Raw genomic sequence first — 20,824 nt, 5'->3', positions numbered from 1 at the left:
GGTGGGCAAACATTGGACACGCAAAACATCAAGGAGGCTGCAATGGCCACGAGAGGCAAACCAGGAACGTCCGGGCAGGGTGAGAGCAATGCGACCGAACCGGCGGCAAACGGCAACGGCGCGCATCCCGCACTCGATGCCGGCCAGTCGCCGGCACCGGGGCAGGGGCCCGTCACGATCGCATCGCGCCGATCGCAATTCATGATCGCGCCGCAGCAGCAGCCCGGGCTTGCGACCTTCAGCGTCGACTTCCTGACCCAGCAGCTCACCAACAGCCCCGACATCGAAGTGGTGAAAACGGTTTCTCCACCGCGCCTGTTCGGATTTCAGAGCGCGGAGCTCGGACAAGTGCCGCTCAGTCCGCTGGTTCTCGCCAAGATGACCCCCGACAAGGCCAAGCTGCTGAAGACCCAGGCGCAAGGGCGTTGCGCGGTGGAGCGTGACGAGCGGCTGGCCTACATGCTCGACCCGTCCACGCCGCAGCTTCCCAATCCGGGCGTGCTGACGCCGCTGGCCGACGGCTTCACCGCGACGATCGAAGTTCTGGGCCAGGACGGCCCGCTGGCCGAAGCCGAGGTCTATGTGTTCGGCAGCATGTGGCCGGCACAGGGCATCACCGACGCCACCGGCCGTGCCACGGTGACCCTGCAGGGCGAAACGCCGGACACCATCCGCTCGATCCTCGTCAAGCCCAAGATCGACTACTGGACCTTCTGGCTCGATCGTCCGCAGCTCGTTCCCAACAGTGTCAACCGGATCGCCGTGAGGGCGCTCGGTGCGGTCTTGCGCAACTTCCCAGGCCAGCAATTGACGGGTTGGGGCGAGCGCGCGATGGGCCTCGATCGCCTGCCGCCGTCCTTCAATGGCGCCGGCATCAAGATCGCGATCATCGATTCCGGCCTGGCACCGACTCATCGCAACCTGCACGGCATCACGGTGGGCACCAGTATCGTCGGCAACGACAAGGCCGCGTGGACCGTCGACACGATCGGCCATGGCTCGCATTGCGCCGGGATCATCGCCGGCGGTCCGGTCGGCCCCGGTGGCGGAATCCGCGGCTTCGCGCCGGCGGCGGAAATCCATGTGTGCCGCATCTTCCCCGGCGGCCGCTTCAGCGATCTCGTCTCCGCGCTCGATTACTGCATGGAGCACGGCATCGACGTCGCCAATATGAGCCTGGGTGGCGGCGATCCCTCGCAGATCATCGAGGAACGCATCATCCGCGCCAAGCAGATGGGCATGGCCTGCATCATCGCTGCCGGCAATTCTTCGGGGCCGGTGCAGTTTCCCGCGTCGACGCCGCATTGCCTGGCGGTCGCCGCGCTCGGCAAATGGGGCGAGTTTCCCGACGACAGCTATCATTCGCAGCAGGCGCTCGACGGCTTCCAGAGCCGCGACGGATATTTCCCGGCGAAGTTCTCCTGCTTCGGACCGGAGGTCGACGTCTGCGCACCCGGCGTCGGCATCGTCTCGTCGCTTCCCGCCGATGGTTTCGGTGCATGGGACGGCACCTCGATGGCGACGCCGCATGTCACCGGCCTCGCCGCGCTCGTGCTGGCGCATCATCCGGACTTCACCAAGGGCAACTTCCAGAATCGCGATGCGCGCCGTGTCGAGCGGCTGTTCCAGATCCTGAAGGAAACCGCGACGCCGCTGCAATTCGGTGACCCCAACCGGACCGGCGCGGGACTGCCGAACGCGATGCGGGCGCTCGGCCTCGAAACCGGAATCGCCCCGGTTGCCGCGGCCGCGTCCGCGACCGATCCTGCGCTGGCGACGCTGCGTCGCCTGCTCGGATTGCCGCCGGCCGAAGCACCGAGCATGGTCCCGGCGAGCACTCCGGCGCCGCAATCCGCCGCGCCGGTGCAGGCCGCCGCCGGTTCGGTGTCGCGCGGTCCGGCACAAACGGCAGGCGCGATGGCGCCCCAGTCCGTCGATCCCACGCAAAGCGGCTCGAGCTACGTTGCCCGCGGTCCCGCACAGACGGCGAGCGAAGCATTCGTCCCCACCATGATGGATCCCGATCCGGCCCAGATCCGGGAGATCATGCACAAGGTCGGCTTGCTGTAACGCGCCAATGCGATTTGCGAAAAGGGGCACAGCGGCGACAGTCGCTGTGCCCCGATCGTTTGTTGCGCGGTGGAAATCACTGCGGCAGCTTCACAAAGACCGGGAATTCAAGCTTCCGTTGCGCGTTGAACTTGCTCCGTCATTGCGAGGAGCTGTTGTGACGAAGCAATCCAGACTGCCGCCGCAGAAAGATTCTGGATTGCTTCGGTCTCCGCCAAGGCTTCGGCAGGCAAGTCGCTTCGCTCGCCGCGACGGCGTGGAGGGAGGGCGCCTTCACGCGCTCTCGTGCCCCAGACGCAGTCGTAGGATGGGTAGAGCCCTTGCGAAACCCATCATGACTCGGCGGGAATGTCATGATGGGCTTCGCCTCGCTCGACCATCCTACGGGCTTAGAACATTTCCCAGCCGCGATCGGATACCGCAACCACTCAGCATACTCGAGCAACTATCGGAATTCGTCCCGCTACATAAATCTTGCGGCGTGCCACCTGCACGCGATCTCCAGTTCGTCAGGATCGCGAAACGATTCGTCCTTCTCCGTCACCTTCGCGTTGACAAATTTCATGCTCACGCGAGGAGGTACCGCGAAATCTACATCCAAGTATGCAGTTCCAAGTCGCATCGTTCCCTGAATACGTTTTGCCGTCACAGCGCTGGTGACGAGTGCGGAAACTAGCACGCCTCCGTTCGGAGCCTTCGCGGCAATGCTGTTTAACCTTGGAAGGTCAGCCGTGCCGGTCGATTTCAAACGTAGTCCAGCCTTCGGAGGAAGGCCCCAGGTTACTTTGAACGTCGTGACCTCGTATCCCATCTGCTCGAGCATCGGCAAAGCGTCGCCGACTTGCTGCGTGAAAGCATTGAATTCCGTCATCACCTTGCCTGTCGCGTCGGAAAAGTCGGGCAGGGAGAGATCGGGCATTGAAGGCAGCGAGACAGATGGGAGAGGTGGAATGCTGGGCACTAGCTCTCGGCCGACTTCGTAATGCTCTCGATTCGGCTCGGAGCAGAAGCATCTTCGCAATGGCACATGGAAGGAATGACGATCAACAAAATCGAAGTCAACAATGCTCTCATTATCAATTAACCCTAGCCAAAATTTTGCCATTTCACTATAAAACTGATTGCGACCATTAGGAATCTATCATGTTTGATGCAATTAAGGGTAGCATTAAAGAATGGTTGGTCGCTCGATTTGCTTCCGCCATCAAGCGCACACGGGCAGAGGATCGAGTGCTCGCGATACGGTGGCTTAGCGAGTCTCGAACTGTCATCGCAAGTGACTTGAGCCCAACAGAGAAGCTCAAGAAGCTGAACTCGCTCATGAGTGCGCGGACCGCAATCGTTGCGGTTGCAAAGAACGTTTCTGAAGCTGTTTCGAATTACCGGAGCTCTGATCTCCCCCTGTCGGTGAAGATCGCTCTTCCCGCAACGTTGGCGGCCATCCCGTTGGTTGGCGGACAGGCTGCCGGTATCGCTGTGTTTGGCGGTGCCCTCGGCGTGCCTGTGTTGTTGCTGATCTTTTTGGGAACGGCGGGTATCACCTCGATCATCGAGGCCGTCGTGACCACCCCCGAGGTGCGACCGCATATTGCCGAGATCATCGATGTCATAGTTCAGGACGAACGTTTGCGCCGCGCCAGCGCGCAAATGAAGGCTGCTATGAGGGAGCAGCCAATGGATCCGACACGTTTCGCGACTCCGCCAGAAGAGATGGCGCTTCGCGCCTATCTGCTGAACATGGATCCATGCCAGTTCGAGCGCCACACGATGAGTTTCTTCGACGCTGCGGGCCTCAATGCATGGGCTACCCGAAAATCAAATGATTTTGGCGTCGATGGTTTCGCTGTCCATTCTGAAGGCTTGGTTGTCGTTCAATGCAAGCGAAACGCGTCAGGTAACAAGATCGGGAGGCCAACGATTCAGCAGTTCAAGGGCGTTGTCGAAGAGCAGAATGCCCATCGTGGCTACGTTGTCACCACTTCGACATTTACTGACGAAGCGGTCGAGTCGGCAGCGTTATCCGAGAAGATCGTTCTGGTGGACATGGAAGCGCTTGTGATGTGGCATGAGGACGCGCCGATGTTCTGACCAAGCGCGGTAGGATGGGTGGAGCACTTGCGAAACCCGTCGTGCGTCGGAATTGGGAACGTCTTGATGAGTCTCGTTTCGCACTACTGCTAGCTGATAGCAGATCGAAGCGGCCGTGGATGAGAGGCCCCCAGGAGGGCAGGCAAGTTCGGAGATAAGTGATGCGGCCGGTGAGCGAATGGGAAGAAAAGGATATCGATGATCTGCACAAGGGGGAAATAGAGGAAAGCCTAACCTTAGAGTACAAGCGCTCAGAAGCCTTGATGAAGGACCCTGGGCAACGGAAGGAGTTGTTCAAAGACGTGTCCGCGATGGCCAACGCATCCGGCGGCATCATCATCTACGGTATGAAGGAAGTGGGAAATAAACCGGACGGCACTGACGATGGGCTAGATCCAAAACTGGTATCGCGTGAGCAAATCGAAAACCTTCTCATGTCAAATATCGTTCCGCAGATCGAAGACCTGCTAATCAAGTCGGTAACGCTCACCAGCAAGGGGATCGGAAATGTGGTGTACGTGCTAGACGTCCCCGCGGCAAGATCCCGAGCCCCGCATCAAGCACCAGATAATCGCTATTACAAGCGGTTCAATTTTAAGTCAGAGCCGATGCGGGACAATGATGTGCGCGACCTCATGCGCCGTGGCATCGAATACGGGCGAAAGTTTGGAGCCGCTTTCAACTTATTTATCGAAATCAGCCGCGTAGATGCAGTCGCGCTGAGCAGGCTCCAGATGGGGCCGAACGCATTCGTTGATCTGGAGAGGGCCCTTATCGATATTTCGCCCGACCTAAGATCAGCGGGCGGCGTGCTAGTGCTGATGAACAGGCATGTGCGCAATTCAATCGGGGAATTGCTTCTACGCATTGATCACTTCAATGCGATATTGCAAGGGCGAGGATTACCGAAGGTGTCGATCGACAGCTCGGTGCAAGCGGAATTGACGCAACTCAGGCAACTTTGCGACGAAGTAAGCAAAGCTTTGAAGGACATATTGGATCGCGAGCCTTGATCTTTGAAAAGGCGCTAAAAGTCACAGCAGTGGCTTTAACTCTTTTTGCGCGTAGATGAGGAGAGCATTTGCGAATCCCATCGTGCCGTAGGTTGGCAGAGAAAATTCGATGGGTTTCACTTCGTTCTCCTCATTCTACGCGTCTAAGATGCCCTGTCGCTAGACAGCGCCTCGTCGTGCTTCGCTCGCTCTAGTCGTCTGGCCCTCTTTGCGATACGGCAAATTTAACAACTGAAGGCTGCGGTGAATGGCCAAAGAGCAAAGTGCAGCAAGCTACCTGAAACCCGATCAAATAGAAAAGATCAAAGAGACTCTTAGTGAAATAGAGCCAAAGTACAATAGGTTGATGTTTGCGGTCACTCACCGTCGGTATGGTACTGAGCGGTCGTGGGAGTATGCGCAGCACGGTTATGGCCGCCGACTCGGTACCATCAAGCGATGCATAGAGAATGTATTTACTCTGATTGCTCCAGATGAGAGCGCAGTGCCAGATCGAAACGTGCTGCACGATGCTCAGATCAACATTCAGGCCTTCTACGCGAATGTTTACGGCTGCATTGATAATCTTGCTTGGGTGTGGGTCTACGAACGGGGGTTGGAGAGTAGCATTCCTAGGGCTCGGGTGGGGTTTCGGTCCAATAACAAAGAGCTGCGCGCAGCCCTCAGCCACGAATTTCGACTCTATCTAGAGAGCATTGATCCGTGGCTTGAGTATCTCATCGAATATAGGGACGCACTTGCGCATCGTATTCCTCTCTACATTCCACCTGGAAATGTGCGCTTAAAGGACACTGACGAATACAATGCACTCTCTCGTCGAATGACGGAGGCTCTCTACTCAAGGGAGGATGTATCGGAATATGAGATGTTGAGCTTCGAAGTGGAGAAGCTATTGGTGTTTCAGCCCCTCATCGCGCACTCGGTCAAGGAAACGACTGGTCGCCCGGTGTTTCACGTTCAAATGTTGACTGACTTTGTGACCGTCGAAGAAATCGGATACAAGGTTCTTGATGAGTTGGCGTGAGTTATTTGGTTGACTGAGGAGCAAATTGCTGTGGATCAAAAGAGGCGCAGATACGCCACCCGCAGCCCACCAGCCCTGTTTCGCCCTCCGTCAACCCCTCCCGACAAAAATATTCCACTTTACCGAAATTCGGTTTCGGCGTATGTGATGGTTCATCCCGGCTCACCCAAGAGGGGCGACTTGCAGTCGTCATGTTCGCGAGCCGGGGTTGCGGTGGACGCGGCAGCGTCGGCATGAGAGGTGCGGGCAGGGCGGGTAGTCCCTGTGAGCTCGTAACCGCGTGCGGACGACGGCGCTGCTAGGTTCGTCTCGTTCGTAAGTTTCCGGCTCTGTCGACGGAGTCTGGGAATACTGCGGGTGAAATGGCGGGCCGTGCGTACGGCAAAACCGTGTGGTCCTGGCCGTCGTTGCCACGGTCAAGTTTCCGCGAAGGTGCGAGCGAGCCCAACCGGGCGGACTGCATCATCCAAATTCGCGGGGCGAGGGAGGCCAGAAGGAAAGTTCGGCTCCCGGGAGATCACGGCATAAGCCGTGCAACCATCGCGCAGGGAAGGCCGAGTGATCGGCGACACCTGTATGCTGCTGTGCGGTTCTTTCTGCGTGTGCATTTTCGCGCAGCGGACCGCGGGTGCCAGTCGGCACCCGGCCTTCCCTGTGCCCTCTTGGATTGGAGGGCGGAGTGATCAAGCAAAGCTCGGGCGAAACGCGCCGCGAGGACGCGAAGCCGTGTTTGCGATTTGGGAATCGATGAAAGATGGTCTCGTGCCCCGGACGCTGCGTAGCGCTATCCCGTCGATGCGAAGCATCGTCCGGTTCAGCGGTGCGCTGCAGAGCCGGGGCCCATCTATCGGCGCCGTGCCATGTTGCCCTGGGTCCCGGCTCTGCGCCGCAACGCTTGCGCGTTGCAGCTTGTCCGGGACACGAGAGTGAGCTGCGTGGCACGATCTCGTCCATCGCAGATCGGCAGTTTCTGCCGGGACGGATTTGCCGGCGTGACCGAGCTGCTATCCGCAATTGGCGATAAGTCCTTGATGAACATGAATCCGCGAGCTGGCATGCGCGTTGCACGCAAGAGCTGCGTTCGCAAATGAGCAGTGGAGTTCGGGTATGAGTGTCGGCAGCATGAGCAGCATCGGTGGCGGCAGCGCGGCGGGTTCGCCATTCTCCGCCAGTTCATCCAAGCCGGCCGATGGCGCGCAGGACGACGCCTCGGCCTTTTCGTCGATGCTGCAGGACGGCGCGCCTTACGATGAGATCAAGGTCGATCTGCCGAACGGCATGTCGGTTGGCATCGTCCATTTCGGCGGCGGCGGTTTCGACAGCGAGGCGCTCAAGTCCATCGAGGATTTCGTGCGGAGGCTCGCGGACGAGCAAAACTTCGGACAGCTGGCCACGAGCGCCGATCAGGCTAGCCAGGACGGAACGCCGGGCGCGGTCGGGATCGACAAGATCCATGTCGATCTTCCCAACGGAATCTCGTTCGAGATCCTGCATTCCGCAGGCAAGACGTCGACCGACAGTGCCGCGATCATGAAGCAGCTCACCGACGCCGCCGAAGAGCTCGCCGAATCGCTCGGGCATTATTCGCCGGCATCGAACGCGGCGTCCGCCTACGCCGCGCAGCAGGCCGCCGCGTCCGGCCGGAAGGGCCAGCTCGACGCCCGCGGCTGATGCGCGCGCAAGGGGCGTGACGATGTCATGCCGGCATTCGCCGCGCTCCTTCGCCCCTCAGACCCGATACCACGCCGCCAGATTCCACGTGATGGTGTCCCAGCCCGACATGTCGACCACGAGGTTGTTGACGCCGGCGTTGACGATGGGGCGCGAGAGCAGCGGCAGGAACACGTGGGCCCCGCAGAAAATCTCGTCGACCTTCATCAGCAGCGCGGCGCGCTTGACGGGGTCGAGCTCGCTCTGCGCGGCCTTGTAGGCCTTGTCGGCTTCGGGATCGGACCAGCGCGAGTTGTTGCGGCCGAGCCATTTGTTGTCCTTGGTCGCGATCTCCCAGGACACGCACTGGTTCAGCAGGCGCTCCGGATCGGGCTGCGGCTGCGTCGTGTTGTACATCTCCATGTCGGCATAGAATTTCGAGTAGGTGTCGGGATTGCCGACGTCGGAGGAGAAGAACACCGAGGCGGTGACCGCCTTGACCTCGATCTCGATGCCGGCCTTCTGGCAGGCCTGCTTGATGATGGCCTGCGTCTTCTGGCGCGGGGCGTTGGTCGAGGTCTGGAATACGTATTTGAGCTTCTTGCCGTCCTTCTCGCGGATGCCGTCCGCGCCTTTGGTCCAGCCGGCCTCGTCGAGAATCTTGTTGGCCTTGTCGATATCGAATTCGTATTTGAGCTTGGGCGACTTGAACTGCTTCGGTGCGTTGACGAAGCTAGCGGTGGCGATGCCGCCGCGGCCGTAGATGAATTTCTGGATCGAATCGCGGTCGATCAGCAGGTTGATCGCGCGGCGCACGGCGGGATCGGACAGCGTCGGATGCTTGGTCTTGACGCTGGAACGCTCGCCGTCGACCTCGGTCCAGGGATCCGTGGTGTTGAGGATGATGAACTCGACATTGCCCGAAGGCGTGATGTCGAGCTTGCCTTTGCCGCTCGCCTCCATGCGCTTGAGCACCTCCTCCTCCACCTGCATGTTCCAGGCAAAGTCGTATTCGCCGGTCTGCAGCACGGCGCGTGCCGCGGACACCGCGTCGCCGCCGCCCTTGACCTCGAGCGTGTCGAAATGCGGCTGGTTCTTGACGTGGTAATCCGGGTTGCGTTCGGCCCGGATCATGTCGCCCGGCTTGAATTCGACGAACCTGTACGGCCCGGTGCCGACCGGCTTCAGATTGCCCGGGGCTTCGCGCGACTTGGCGCCGACATAGTCGCCGAAATGGTGTTTTGGCAGGATCTGGCCGACCTGGCCGCCAACGAACGGGTCGGCCCAGAACGGCGTCGGCGCCTTGAAGGTCACCTTGACCGTATGGTCGTCGATCTTATCGACCTTGATGTCCTTGTAGGAGCCGGTGGTGAAGGCCGCGGTTGCGGGATCGGCGGCGTATTGCCAGGTGAAGACGACGTCGTCGGCGGTGAAGGGCTTGCCGTCATGCCATTTGACGCCCTGCTTCAGCTTCCAGACCACGCTCATGCCGTCGGCTGCGAGGCCGCCGTTCGCCTTGGTCGGAACTTCGGCGGCGAGACAGGGGACGAGGTTGCCCTCCTTGTCCCAGCCGGCGAGCGGCTCGAAGAAGATGCGCGAGGCGATCTGGTCCTTGGTGCCGAGCGCGAAATGCGGATTGAGCAGGGTCGGGGCCTGCCACAGCAGGATCTTCAGCGGGCCGCCGCCGCCGGCCTTGGTCGGCTTGTAGTCGAGCGTGGCATCCGCCATCGCCACATCGTGCCAGACCAGGATCTGGCTGGCGATCGGCGCCGCGATTCCGAACGCGGCCACCTTCCCGATGAAAGAGCGCCGCGACAGCGTGCCTTGCTTGACCTCCGTGACCAGGCCTTGGATCTCGTTCTCGTCCATCGGATCACCCTCCACGCTTGCGAAGACAAATCGTCGCCGGCGGCCATCATGTTGCATCATGCACGAGGCGGCAATGCCGGCGTGGCCGCCGGGCCATGCGACGAAATGACGACGGGGAGAGCGCTTGCGGGCCGGTTCAGCCCATGCCGGCAACGCCGATCGCCAGCGCGGACAGCAGCAGTGCGTTGCTCAGCAGCTGCAGCGCCGACTTGGGCTGCGCCAGCCAGCGTGAGACCTTTTCGGAGAAGGACAGCGTCGGATCGGCGAACACCGGCTCGAAATTGTGCCTGAAGAAATGCGGGAATTTCGGCCCGAGCCATGGCGTCACGAGGCCATGGAAGGTCGCCACCGTCGCGACGAAGATCGCGGCACCGAACGGCTCGCCGGCGAATTCGGACGCGTTGATCAGCTTCATCAGCAGCGCGACGCCGGAATAGATCGGCAGGCCCTGGAGCACGGCATAGAGCGCAAAGCATTCGAGCCGGTTCCGGCCGGTGAGCTTGGGAGCGGCGAGGGTGGTCATGGCAAAACTCCGGGCTGGTTGTGCCGGCAATCTCGCCCGGCGAGCACGGCCATGCCGTGATGCGCCTCACGCTTGTCCAGGCGCGTTCATTCCCCACATCGCATCGAACGGAGAAGCGTCGTCCGCACCGGGCGGCAAATATGGTTTTCCATTTCATTGATTTGATCCGACGGAGAAGCGAATACGGTTCCCATCTTTCGTGCCGTTCCATGGAGACCAAAATGTCGTTTCGCCTCCGCCTGATCGTCGCAACCGCGCTCGCCGCCTGGTCGGCAGCAGCCGCCGCCGAGACCATCAAGATCGGCGTGACGCCGGGCCCGCATGCGCAGATCCTCGAGGCGGTGAAGCCGATCGCCGCCAAGCAAGGGCTCGACATCCAGCTGCTCGAATTCTCCGACTATGTCGTGCCCAACGCCGCGCTCGATGCCGGCGAGATCCAGGCCAATTCGTTTCAGAACCAGCCTTATCTGGACAACCAGAAAGCCGACCGCGGCTACAAGATCGAGGCCGTCGGCCTGACCGTGAACTTTCCGATCGGCGTCTACTCGAAGAAGCACAAGGCCTTCGCCGACATCCCCGAGGGCGGCAAGGTCTCGATCCCGAACGATCCCACCAATGGCGGCCGCGTGCTGCTGCTGCTGCGCGACAAGGGCGTGATCAAGCTGAAGGATGGCACCGGCTTCAAGCCGACGGTGTTCGACATCACCGAGAACCCGAAGAAGCTGAAATTCATCGAGGTCGACGCCGCCCAGGCGCCGCGTGCGCTCGACGACGTCGATGCCGCCGCGATCAACACCAATTATGCAACCCAGGCGGGCCTCGATCCGGTCAAGGACCCGATCCTGCGCGAGGACCCCAAGGGCCCCTACGTCAATTTGATCACGGTGCGCGCCGCCGACAAGGACAAGCCCTGGGTCAGGACCCTCGTCGACAGCTACCACTCGCCGGAGGTCAAGGAGTTCGTCCTCGCCAAATTCAAGGGCGCGGTGCTGCCGAGCTGGTAGGCAATCTGCCCAGCTGCAGCGCAGCAGCGCTCCCGGCGGACGTCGTTGCGTACGAGCCTTGCGCAATGCCCGCTTGTCTGGAGCTGAAGTAACCGACATCATCGGCAGCCTGGTCATCCCGGTCCGACAGGGGTCGCATGAAACGCTTTGCAAATCTGAAACGCCTGGGATTCTTCACGCGGCTGCTCGACGAGGCGCCCCCCGCCGAGCGCTATCGCTTCGCGGCCGAGCAGATCGTGCGCGCCGAAAAGGCGGGGCTCGATTCCGCGTGGATCGCCCAGCATCATTTCCACGAACGCGAAGGCGGCCTGCCGTCGCCCTTCACTTTCCTCGGCTATGTCGCAGCCCGAACCTCGCGCATTAGGCTCGGCACCGGCATCGTCACGCTGCCGCTGGAGAACGCGGTGCGGGTGGCGGAGGACGCCGCGGTGCTCGATCTCCTCTGCAACGGCCGCTTCGAGCTCGGCGTCGGCACCGGCGGCAATCCCTCGGCCTTCGCCGCCTTCGGCCTCGACAGCGCCCAGCGCAACGAGATCTTTGCGCGCAATCTGGAGGTCGTCCGCACCGCGCTGGTCGGCAAGCCGCTCGAAGGCGGCGATACGATCTATCCGCAGCGGCCGCAATTGGACAAACGCATCTGGCAGGCCACGTTCTCGGTCGCGGGCGGCGCCCGTGCGGGCAAGGCCGGCGATGGCCTGCTGCTGTCACGCACCCAGCCGCGGACCAGGGAGGCGCCGAAGGCGACGCTGGCCGAGATCCAGAACCCGGTGATCGATGCCTATCTGGAAGCGCTGCCCAAGGGAGCCGAGCCGCGCATCATGGCCTCCCGCAGCATCTTCGCCGCCGACGATCATGCCGAGGCGTTGCGTCTTGCCGATATCGGGCTGCGCCGCGCGCTGCCGCAATTCATGAAGGGCGGCCACCTTCCGCCTGGCGAGACGCTGGAGGAGATGATCACGGCGTTCGACACCCATGTCGGCGATGCCGACCACGTCATCGCCTCGCTCCGCGCCGATGCGACGCTGGAGCGGGTGACCGATCTCGTCTTCCAGGTGCATTCGGTCGATGCTCCGCATCCCCAAGTCCTGCGCTCGATCGATCTGGTCGCGGAGAAGGTCGCGCCGGCGCTGGGCTGGACGCGGACGGCGCCCGATGTGGCGCTGGCAGGCTGATCGGACATGAAGAGCATCGCGTTGCACGAGGCTGAATGATGAGTACGCGGGATATCATCGACACGCTCGCCGGGATCGAGCCGGGCTCGGCCTTGGACGCCATCCGCGCCCGCCGCCTGCAGGCGCGCGAGAATGCGCAGAAGAGCTATCTCTCCCTGTTCGAGCCGATCGACGCCGGCGATGTCTCGCTGCTCGAACGCGCCGCAGTCGCCGCCTTCGTGACCGGGCTGCATGGCGGGTCCCCGGTTGCCACCTTCTATCGCGAAAAGCTCGCGGCGAGCACGGGCGGCGCGGCTCTGCTTGGAGCGATCGACGCCGAGATCGCGCGTGGCAGGACGTCGGGTCCGTATGGATCGTATCCCGCGGGTCCGTTGTCGGTCGAGAACACCGCCGGCCTGATTTTTCGCGTCGGTGCAGAGAGCAAATCGGCACTTGGTACGAGGCTCGCAGCGGCGCTCGAACACGCGCATTTGCTCGTATTCCGGCCTCGCGATGCCGCGTCCGCCGACATGAAGGCCCTGCTCGACGCCGGCTGGTCGACCACCGGCATCGTCACGTTCTCCCAGCTCGTCGCGTTCCTGTCGTTCCAGGTGCGTGTCGTCAGCGGCTTGCGCACGCTCGCCGCCGCGAACGCACAAAAGGAGACTGCATCATGAGCGCCACCGTCAATCCACCCGTCGTCTTCACCCAGGACGAGCTTGGCTGGGTCTCCTGGATCGATCCGCTGCCCGAGGCCGAGCTGACCGAGCGGCATTACGCCGGCCTGGTCGATCGCTCCCGCGCCAAGTCGGAATATTTCCGCCTGCTGGTGCGCGATCCCGAGGTGCTGGAAGCCCGTACCAAGACCGACAAGGACATCTTCTACAACGTCGCCGACGGGCTGCCGCGCGCCGAGCGCGAACTCGCGGCCGCCGCCACCTCGCGCTACAATGGCTGCATCTACTGTGCCTCGGTGCATGCGCGCTTCGCCAGCACCTATTCCAAGCGCCGCGACGACGTGCAACGTCTGCTCGACGAAGGCGTCAAGGCCGATCTCGGCGAGCGCTGGAACGCCGTGGTCAAGGCCTCGGTCGCACTGGCCGCAACCCCGATCGCGTTCGGTCCTGACAATATCGCGGAGCTGCGCCGCGCCGGTCTCGACGATGCCGAGATCGTCGACGTCATCAACGGCGCCTCGTTCTTCAACTGGGCGAACCGGCTGATGCTGTCGCTCGGCGAGCCCTCGAAATAGGCAATCACACCGGCACGAGAATTGCTGCCTGATTGAACTGGCGTTTCAACACCTGAGTGGATGGAGCCGTGCATGAGCAACATCGATCGTCGTAAACTGGTCAAGGGCTCGCTTGCCGTCATGATGGCGGGCGCGACCTTCTCGCGCGGCGGCCTCGCTGATACCTCCGAGCCGATCCTGCTCGGCGTCAGCGGCCCCCTGACGGGACCGAATGCGCAATATGGCACGCAGTGGAAGCAGGGTTTTGATCTCGCGCTCGACGAGATCATGGCGGCCGGCGGCATCAACGGCCGCAAGCTCGTCTATCAGTTCGAGGACAGCCAGAGCGACCCGCGCCAGTCGGTGGCGATCGCCCAGAAGTTCGTCTCCGATTCCCGCATCGTCATGGAGCTCGGCGACTTCTCCAGCCCGGCCTCGATGGCGGCTTCGCCGATCTACCAGCGCGGTGGCCTCGTGCAGTTCGGCTTTACCAATTCGCATCCCGATTTCACCAAGGGCGGCGACTTCATGTGGAGCACCTCGGTCAGCCAGGCCGACGAGCAGCCGCTGCTGGCTGCCTATGCCGTCAAGCGCCTCGGCCTCAAGAAGCTCGCGGTCCTGCACCTCAACACCGATTGGGGCCGTACCAGCCGCGATTATTTCACCAACGCGGCCAAGGAATACGGCGCCGAGATCGTGGTGACCGAGGGCTACATCGCGGAGGAGCGCGACTTCCGCTCGACGCTGGTGCGCGTGCGCGACGCCAATCCGGACGGGCTGATCCTGATCTCCTATTATTCCGACGGCGCGCTGATCGCCCGTCAGGCGCGTCAGGTCGGGTTGAAGCAGGTCATCTGCGCTGCGAGCTCGGTCTACTCGCCGAAATTCATCGAGCTCGGCGGCGAGGCGGTCGAGGACGTTCACGTCGGCACGCGCTACTTCCCCGAGGATACGCGGCCCGAGGTGCAGAAGTTCATCGCGGGATTCAAGAAGAAATATAACGGGCAGGAGCCCGATGCCTTCAACGCCTATTCCTATGACGCGATGAACATGGCCGCCGCCGTGGTCAAGATCGGCGGCACCGACCGCCGCGCGATCCGCGATGCGTTCACGAAAGTGAAGGACGTCTCCAGCGTCATCTTCGGCTCGGCGACGTTCGACGTCGCGAGCCGCCGCGTCAAGGGCGCCATGAACGCCGAGCTTGTCGTGCGCAAGGGCCAGTTCGCGCTGTGGGACGGCAAACCGACCTGACCTGATGGCCGGTGCATTTCGCCCCGGCCCGTTCTCCCTTCAGTAGGAACGCTGCGTGTCTTCCTGGCTCGATTACACGATCAACGGCCTGATCGTCGGCAATGTCTACGCCCTCGTTGCGGTCGGGCTCGCGCTGATCTTCGGCGTCAGCCGGCTGATCAACTTCGCGCAGGGCTCGATCTACCTGGTCGGCGCCTATATCGGCTGGGTCGCAGTGGTGCAGCTGCATACGCCGCTGCCGCTCACCATCATCGTGGTGGCGGTGGCGGCCGCCATCGTCGGGCTGATCATCGAGCGGTTCGGCCTGCGGCCGCTGCAGAACTCGGTGCGGATCGCGCCGCTGCTCGCCACCATCGGCATCAGCTTCGTGCTCGATCAGCTGGTGATGCTGACCTTCTCGCCCAATCCGCGTGCGCTGCCGAGCCAGTTGCCGGATGTGCGCTTCCAGGTCGGCGGCGGCACCATCGGGCCGCTTGACCTGCTCATAGCCGGGGTCGGTCTTACCAGCGCGCTGCTGCTGTTCGTGTTCCTGCGCTACTCCAAGCTCGGCTGGGCGGTGCGCGCCACCGCGCAGGACCGCGACGCCGCGATGCAAATGGGCGTCGACGTCAATCGGGTCAATCAGGCGGTGTTCGGCATCGCCGCTGCGCTGGGCGGCGTCTCCGGCATGCTGGTCGGCATGTACTACAACCAGATCGACACCGCGATGAGCCTGCAGGCGACACTCAAGGGCGTCGTTGCGGAAGTGGTCGGCGGTGCCGGCAACGTGCCGGGCGCCGTGATCGGCAGCCTGCTGCTCGGATTGGTGGAGAGCTACGGTGTCGCCGTGTTCGGCACCAGCTATCGCAACCTGTTCGCCTTTCTGCTGCTCGTCGTCGTGCTCGTGCTGCGGCCGAACGGCCTGTTCGCCAGCGCGCGGCAGGCGCCGCCGGAGCCGCTCACCGGCACATTCATCGCGCCGAGCCGTCCGGTCCGCATTCCGCGCTGGATGCTGCTGGCTGCGAGCGCGATCTTTGCGATCCTGCCGTTGTTCCCGGTGTCGTTCTACGTGCTTCAGACCCTGATCAATGCCTGGCTGCTCGGCATGCTCGCGCTCAGCCTGACGCTGGTGGCGGGCACGATCGGCCAGGTCTCGCTCGGTCACGCCGCACTGCTTGCCATCGGGGCCTATACTTCCGCGCTGCTGTCGTTGACTCTCAACGTGCCGGTCGGCCTCGCCATCATCGGCGGCGGCCTTATGAGTGCTGCGCTCGGCACGTTGCTGATCTCGCCGTCGTTCCGGCTGCGCGGGCATTACGTGTCGATCGCGACGCTCGCCATCGGCGAGATCGTGTCGCTGGTGATCCTGAACTGGGAGAGCGTCACGCGCGGCCCGATCGGCATTTCCGGCATCCCGCCACTGTCGCTGTTTGGCTACGATTTGATCAGCCCGACCGCGATCTACTGGTTCAGCTTCGCGGTGATGGTCGTGCTGGCGCTGCTGCAGGGGCGACTTCTGACCTCGCATCTTGGCCGCAGCTTCCGCGCCATCCGCGACGACGACATCGCCGCGCGCGCCTATGGCCTCAGCCTGAACCGCTACAAATCGCTGGCTTTCATCTTCGGCGGCTTTGCCGCCGGCGTCAGCGGCGGCATCGCCGCGCATCTCTATTCCTACATCAACCACGAAACCTTCAACACGCAGCAATCGATCCTGGCGCTGACGGTCGTCATCCTCGGCGGTCTCGGCAATGTCGTCGGCGCGATGTTGGGCGCCGTGGCGCTGGTCGGCCTGCCCGAAGTCTTCCGGATCGCGGCGGAGTACCGCATCCTGATCTACGGCATCGTGCTCCTGCTGCTGGTGCGGTTCAGGCCGCAGGGCCTGTTGGGGACGATGTGATGGCGGAGCAGCACACGACCATGCTGTCCCTGCGCGGGCTGACGCGCCGCTTCGGCGGCCTCACCGCTGTCGATGCCATCGACCTCGATCTCGCCAAGGGCGAGCTCGTTAGCATCATCGGCCCGAACGGCGCCGGCAAGACCACGCTGTTCAATCTCGTCACCGGGCTCGACCGGCCCGACGCGGGTACAGTTCACTTCGAAGGCCAGGACGTCACGGGCTTCTCGCCGGAGCGGCTTGCGGGCCAGGGCATCGCACGCACCTTCCAGCTTGGCCGCGTCTTCGGCAATCTCAGCGTGATGGACAATGTCCTGATCGGCGCGCACACGCGGCTCCGTGCGGTGAAGCCGGCCGTGCCGTTGATCGGCCCGCTGCTGGAGTTGGGCTTGGCGCTGCTTCGGCCGGCGAGTGTCAGGAACGAAGAGGAGCGGCTGCGCGAGGAAGTAAAAGCCATTCTCGCCCGCTTCGGCGAGCGGCTGCTGCCGCGGATCGACCAGCCTGCTTATAGTCTGTCCTACGCCAACCGCCGCCGTGTCGAGATCGCGCGCGCGCTGGTACTGCAGCCGCGCCTGCTGCTGCTCGACGAGCCGACAGCCGGCATGAACCCGACCGAGACTGCGGAGATGCAGGCGCTCGTCGCCGAGCTCAAGGCGGAAGGCCTCACTATCCTCCTGATCGAGCACAAGCTGGAGATGGTGATGCGCCTGTCCGACCGCGTCATCGTGATGGACGAGGGCAAGAAGATCGCGGAAGGGCCGGGCGAAGCGGTGCGGAGCGATCCCAAGGTGATCGAGGCCTATCTCGGCCACGGGCTGTCAGGGGCGTCGGAGCAGGAGAGCGCGGCATGACGGCGAGCATACCAGAACCGCTGCTGGCGCTATCCAACGTCAACACCTTCTACGGCCAGGCCCAGGTGCATTTCGACCTGTCGATCACGGTCGCGCGCGGTCACATCGTCTGCCTGCTCGGGGGCAATGCCAGCGGCAAGTCGACGACGATGAAGATTATTTTGGGTCTGGTGAAGCCGCGCTCCGGCGATGTCACGTTCGATGGCGCCTCGCTCATCGGATTGACCACGCCGCAGATCGTCCGCCGCGGCATCGCCTCGGTGCCTGAGGCGCGGCGGCTGTTCGCGGACATGAGTGTGCGCGAGAACATCCTGATGGGTGCGTTCGTGCGCAATGACCGCGAGGCGATCGCACAGGATCTCGACAAGATGCTGACCCTGTTCCCGAAGCTCGGCCAGCGGCTGTCGCAGCGCGCGGGCTCGTTGTCGGGCGGTGAGCAGCAGATGGTCGCGATGGCGCGCGCGTTGATGAGCCGTCCCAGGATGATCGTGATGGACGAGCCGACCATGGGCCTGTCGCCGCTCTATGTCGACCGCGTGCTGGAACTGATCCGCACCATCAACCAGGAGGGCGTCTCCGTGTTCATGGTCGAGCAGAACGCCAGCCTCGCGCTGGAGATCGCGCACGATGCCTATGTGCTGCAGACCGGCAAGATCGTGCTGTCCGGCTCGGCACGCACGTTGAAAAACGATCCTCGAATCCGCGACGCCTATCTCGGCGGTACCGAGGCCGCGTAAGGCTCAAGCCGAGGCCGCGCTCGCGACCGGCTCCGCTGGCTGATCATCGCCATTGGGATCGCCAGGTGCGGTGGCCCAGGCCAGCTCGACCAGCGTCACGATCCGGCGGCCGCCGCCGTCGAGCTGGACGACGATCAGGCCCTGCTCCTCCATGTAGCCGAGCAGCCGCTGCGCGCGGCGCAGCGAATGCGAGCCGTAGGCGCGCGCGATCGCGGCATCGCCGGGGCAGGGCCAGCCTTCCTTGGCCGCGCGCGCGATCATCATGAACACACCCTGCATGTCGTCGGGGAGGATCGAGGCGCGCAGCGACACGTCCTGCCAGGCGTCGTCTTCGGCATGTTCGGCGCCGAGCCCCGCGCGCGCGCGCGTCAGCATGCGGCGGAATTCGGTGAGATCAGGGACGGCTGAGCCCAGTCCCTCGATGCGGCAGCGGACCACGAACTCCTGATAGAGCACGCCGACGGCGCGAAAGCCGGCGTCGGGTGCGGCGAGCACGGCACGAAGGGTGCGATCGACGCGTTCGCGCCGCTCGGCGAGTTCCTCGGCGCTGACCGGCACCTCGTCGACGTCCGGCTGGATCACCGGTGAGGCAGCTTTTGCGGCGCGAAGCTGCTCCAGCAGATCGGGTGCGGGCCGTCGCTGCGGCCTGCTGGCGTCGGGCGGTGGCGCGGCCAGGATCATGGCGCGCATATCTTCCGTGGCCGCTTCCGGCAGCGGCATCAGCCGCGGCGTGGAGTTGCGCGGCGAGGTGTCGGTCGGGCCGATATGCAAACGCAGCGGCCGGCGCGACAGCGCGGGGCCGAGCGCCATGAACTGGCCGCGTTCGAGATCGCGGAAGGCTTCGGCCTGCCGCCGCTCCATGCCGAGCAGATCGGCGGCGCGCGCCATGTCGATGTCGAGGAACGTGCGGCCCATCAGGAAATTGGAGGCTTCCGCCGCGACGTTCTTGGCGAGCTTCGCCAGCCGCTGGGTGGCGATGATGCCGGCCAGCCCGCGCTTGCGGCCGCGGCACATCAGATTGGTCATGGCGCTGAGCGACAATTTTCGCGCTTCGTCCGAGACTTCGCCGGCCACCGCCGGCGCAAACAATTGCGCCTCGTCGACGACCACCAGCATCGGATACCAATGGTCGCGGTCGACCTCGAACATCCCGCCGAGAAACGCGGCGGCGCGACGCATCTGGTTCTCGGCGTCGAGGCCTTCGAGATTGAGCACGGTGGAGACGCGATGCAGTCGCGCGCGCTCGCCGGCGACCTGAAGGCCGCGCTCGGTGTGATCCTCGGCCTCGATCACGAGATGGCCGAAACGCTCGGCCAGCGTGACGAAATCGCCTTCGGGGTCGATGATCGCCTGCTGCACCCAGGGCGCGCTCTGCTCCAGCAGCCGTCGCAGCAGATGCGACTTGCCGGAGCCCGAATTGCCTTGCACGAGGAGGCGGGTCGCCAGGAGTTCCTCGAGGTCCATGGCGGCCGGGGCGCCCGCCGTGGTCTGCCCCATCTCGATCGCAACCGTCATGCCCGACTCAAGTCCCCGTCATTCGCGGACAGGGGCTTATCAATCCCGTCGCGGCGCGTCGAGCGGCACGGCGTTGGTGCGGCCGCGTTGCCCACGGCGGCGTTCAGGCATGATTCGATAGCCGTAAAAGTGCGGGCCGATAGGGGGCTTGCGGATCGTCGTCCTCGTTCTCCGGGATGACGCAGGAGCCGAATTCCTGCCTGATCCGGTCCATCTCGGCGATGCGCTCGTGCAATCGCTGCAAATGTTCCGGCGACGTCGCCCGCCAGAACCGGAACGTGTCGGCCGTGAGCGGCACGAACGCCGTGCCGAACAGCGTCGGTTCGGGAACGAGGGTGCGCCCGAGCAGCAGGAAGCGGTCGGCGCCGGAGACGATCAGGGTCGCATAGCCTCGGTTTCCAATCCGCCTGATGCCATTCAGCGACCATTCGGCGAGCTTGCTGAAATACGGCTCCTCGCGCCAGCGATCGGGGCAATGGTCATCGACCGTGACGTTCACGGCATCCTGGCTGAAATGGACGATGATCCCCGACTTCGCCGGGAACCAGTCGTCGTCGAGATGGCCTTGCAGCCAGGCGCAGACGAAGGCGCGGCACATCTGGGGGCGGCGGTCGTAGATGGTGCAGCCGGTGCCCGTCTGCCAGTGCTTGCAGAGCTGGTTCACCGGCTTGTCGACGGCGGCCACTTCCAGAATATCGCAGCAGGCGTTGCACGATCCGCACTGCCGGGCCAGCGGCGCCGCTTTCGGCAGGCCGATGGCACGAAAGCCCTGGCCGTCGCGGGCGAGCAGCTTTTGCTTCTCCAGCGTGTTCAAAGCGCGCTCGACCTTGAGCCGGGACAATCCGGTCGCGTCGATGACGCCCTTCATGGTTGTCGCGCCGGCCTCCACCGCGCGAGCGACCTGCAACGTCAACTGATCCATCTTCGCTGACTTGTTCTTTCGCCCGTCATCCGGCTGGCGCGAGCAGACT

General features: G+C 63.3%; 18 protein-coding genes. 13 read left to right on the top strand and 5 right to left on the bottom strand.

Annotated features, from left to right (window positions below; all coding sequences use genetic code 11):
• Positions 1-42 precede the first annotated feature (42 nt).
• The gene (locus tag CIT40_RS28050; RefSeq protein WP_148667237.1) at positions 43-2,070 is read left to right on the top strand and encodes a S8 family peptidase; all 2,028 of its coding nucleotides are present in this window, start codon (positions 43-45) and stop codon (positions 2,068-2,070) included.
• A 463-nt stretch (positions 2,071-2,533) separates the two neighbouring features.
• Here the strand turns inward: CIT40_RS28050 and CIT40_RS28045 are convergent, their stop codons facing one another.
• Complete coding sequence (locus CIT40_RS28045) at positions 2,534-2,989, bottom strand: hypothetical protein (protein ID WP_094893511.1); 456 nt, start codon at positions 2,987-2,989, stop codon at positions 2,534-2,536.
• Positions 2,990-3,213: 224 nt separating this feature from the next.
• On the opposite strand from CIT40_RS28045, the gene CIT40_RS28040 reads away from it, so the two are divergent.
• From CIT40_RS28040 to CIT40_RS28025, 4 genes are all read left to right on the top strand, one after another.
• On the top strand, positions 3,214-4,158 hold the full coding sequence (locus tag CIT40_RS28040; protein ID WP_094893512.1) for a restriction endonuclease: 945 nt from the start codon (positions 3,214-3,216) through the stop codon (positions 4,156-4,158).
• A 161-nt stretch (positions 4,159-4,319) separates the two neighbouring features.
• Positions 4,320-5,171: an AlbA family DNA-binding domain-containing protein gene (locus CIT40_RS28035; RefSeq protein WP_094893513.1), complete on the top strand. Its 852-nt coding sequence runs from the start codon at positions 4,320-4,322 to the stop codon at positions 5,169-5,171.
• Positions 5,172-5,418: 247 nt separating this feature from the next.
• The gene (locus CIT40_RS28030; RefSeq protein ID WP_094893514.1) at positions 5,419-6,195 is read left to right on the top strand and encodes a hypothetical protein; all 777 of its coding nucleotides are present in this window, start codon (positions 5,419-5,421) and stop codon (positions 6,193-6,195) included.
• Between the two features lie 1,107 nt (positions 6,196-7,302).
• Positions 7,303-7,866 carry a hypothetical protein gene (locus CIT40_RS28025; protein ID WP_094893515.1) on the top strand — a complete coding sequence of 188 codons (564 nt, stop codon included), beginning with the start codon at positions 7,303-7,305 and terminating at the stop codon, positions 7,864-7,866.
• Positions 7,867-7,923: 57 nt separating this feature from the next.
• Here the strand turns inward: CIT40_RS28025 and CIT40_RS28020 are convergent, their stop codons facing one another.
• Both CIT40_RS28020 and CIT40_RS28015 read right to left on the bottom strand, forming a co-directional pair.
• Positions 7,924-9,714, bottom strand: a complete 1,791-nt coding sequence (locus CIT40_RS28020) for a peptide ABC transporter substrate-binding protein (protein ID WP_094893516.1) — start codon at positions 9,712-9,714, stop codon at positions 7,924-7,926.
• A 136-nt stretch (positions 9,715-9,850) separates the two neighbouring features.
• A complete protein-coding gene (locus tag CIT40_RS28015) occupies positions 9,851-10,237 on the bottom strand; it encodes a hypothetical protein (protein WP_094893517.1) in 387 nt (128 codons plus the stop codon).
• A 209-nt stretch (positions 10,238-10,446) separates the two neighbouring features.
• Between CIT40_RS28015 and CIT40_RS28010 the strand changes: the two genes are divergently transcribed.
• The 8 genes from CIT40_RS28010 (at position 10,447) to CIT40_RS27975 (ending at position 18,338) form a co-directional block, all read left to right on the top strand.
• Positions 10,447-11,241 carry a MetQ/NlpA family ABC transporter substrate-binding protein gene (locus tag CIT40_RS28010; RefSeq protein ID WP_094893518.1) on the top strand — a complete coding sequence of 265 codons (795 nt, stop codon included), beginning with the start codon at positions 10,447-10,449 and terminating at the stop codon, positions 11,239-11,241.
• A 137-nt stretch (positions 11,242-11,378) separates the two neighbouring features.
• On the top strand, positions 11,379-12,413 hold the full coding sequence (locus tag CIT40_RS28005) for a putative FMN-dependent luciferase-like monooxygenase (RefSeq protein ID WP_094893519.1): 1,035 nt from the start codon (positions 11,379-11,381) through the stop codon (positions 12,411-12,413).
• A gap of 35 nt (positions 12,414-12,448) precedes the next feature.
• The gene (locus tag CIT40_RS28000) at positions 12,449-13,069 is read left to right on the top strand and encodes a CMD domain protein (RefSeq protein WP_094893520.1); all 621 of its coding nucleotides are present in this window, start codon (positions 12,449-12,451) and stop codon (positions 13,067-13,069) included.
• Positions 13,066-13,644, top strand: a complete 579-nt coding sequence (locus tag CIT40_RS27995; RefSeq protein WP_094893521.1) for an alkylhydroperoxidase domain protein — start codon at positions 13,066-13,068, stop codon at positions 13,642-13,644. The genes CIT40_RS28000 and CIT40_RS27995 overlap by 4 nt, the downstream gene beginning before the upstream one ends.
• 72 nt (positions 13,645-13,716) lie before the next feature.
• Positions 13,717-14,874, top strand: coding sequence for an ABC transporter substrate-binding protein (locus tag CIT40_RS27990; protein WP_094893522.1), 1,158 nt, complete (start codon positions 13,717-13,719; stop codon positions 14,872-14,874).
• Positions 14,875-14,929: 55 nt separating this feature from the next.
• The gene (locus CIT40_RS27985; protein ID WP_094893523.1) at positions 14,930-16,753 is read left to right on the top strand and encodes an ABC transporter permease; all 1,824 of its coding nucleotides are present in this window, start codon (positions 14,930-14,932) and stop codon (positions 16,751-16,753) included.
• A complete protein-coding gene (locus CIT40_RS27980; protein ID WP_162307714.1) occupies positions 16,753-17,601 on the top strand; it encodes an ABC transporter ATP-binding protein in 849 nt (282 codons plus the stop codon). The genes CIT40_RS27985 and CIT40_RS27980 overlap by 1 nt, the downstream gene beginning before the upstream one ends.
• Entirely contained in the window at positions 17,598-18,338 is a 741-nt protein-coding gene (locus CIT40_RS27975; RefSeq protein ID WP_094893525.1) for an ABC transporter ATP-binding protein, read from the top strand. Before CIT40_RS27980 ends, CIT40_RS27975 begins: the two co-directional genes overlap by 4 nt.
• 3 nt (positions 18,339-18,341) lie before the next feature.
• Here the strand turns inward: CIT40_RS27975 and CIT40_RS27970 are convergent, their stop codons facing one another.
• Both CIT40_RS27970 and CIT40_RS27965 read right to left on the bottom strand, forming a co-directional pair.
• Positions 18,342-19,853, bottom strand: coding sequence for a helicase HerA domain-containing protein (locus tag CIT40_RS27970; RefSeq protein WP_094893526.1), 1,512 nt, complete (start codon positions 19,851-19,853; stop codon positions 18,342-18,344).
• A gap of 103 nt (positions 19,854-19,956) precedes the next feature.
• Entirely contained in the window at positions 19,957-20,775 is an 819-nt protein-coding gene (locus tag CIT40_RS27965) for a YkgJ family cysteine cluster protein (RefSeq protein ID WP_094893574.1), read from the bottom strand.
• Positions 20,776-20,824: the final 49 nt, after the last annotated feature.

Source organism: Bradyrhizobium amphicarpaeae (assembly GCF_002266435.3).
GTDB classification, from domain to species: domain Bacteria; phylum Pseudomonadota; class Alphaproteobacteria; order Rhizobiales; family Xanthobacteraceae; genus Bradyrhizobium; species Bradyrhizobium amphicarpaeae.
The sequence above is the reverse complement of the archived record's forward strand: the minus strand, read 5'-3'. Positions and strand labels throughout refer to the sequence as shown.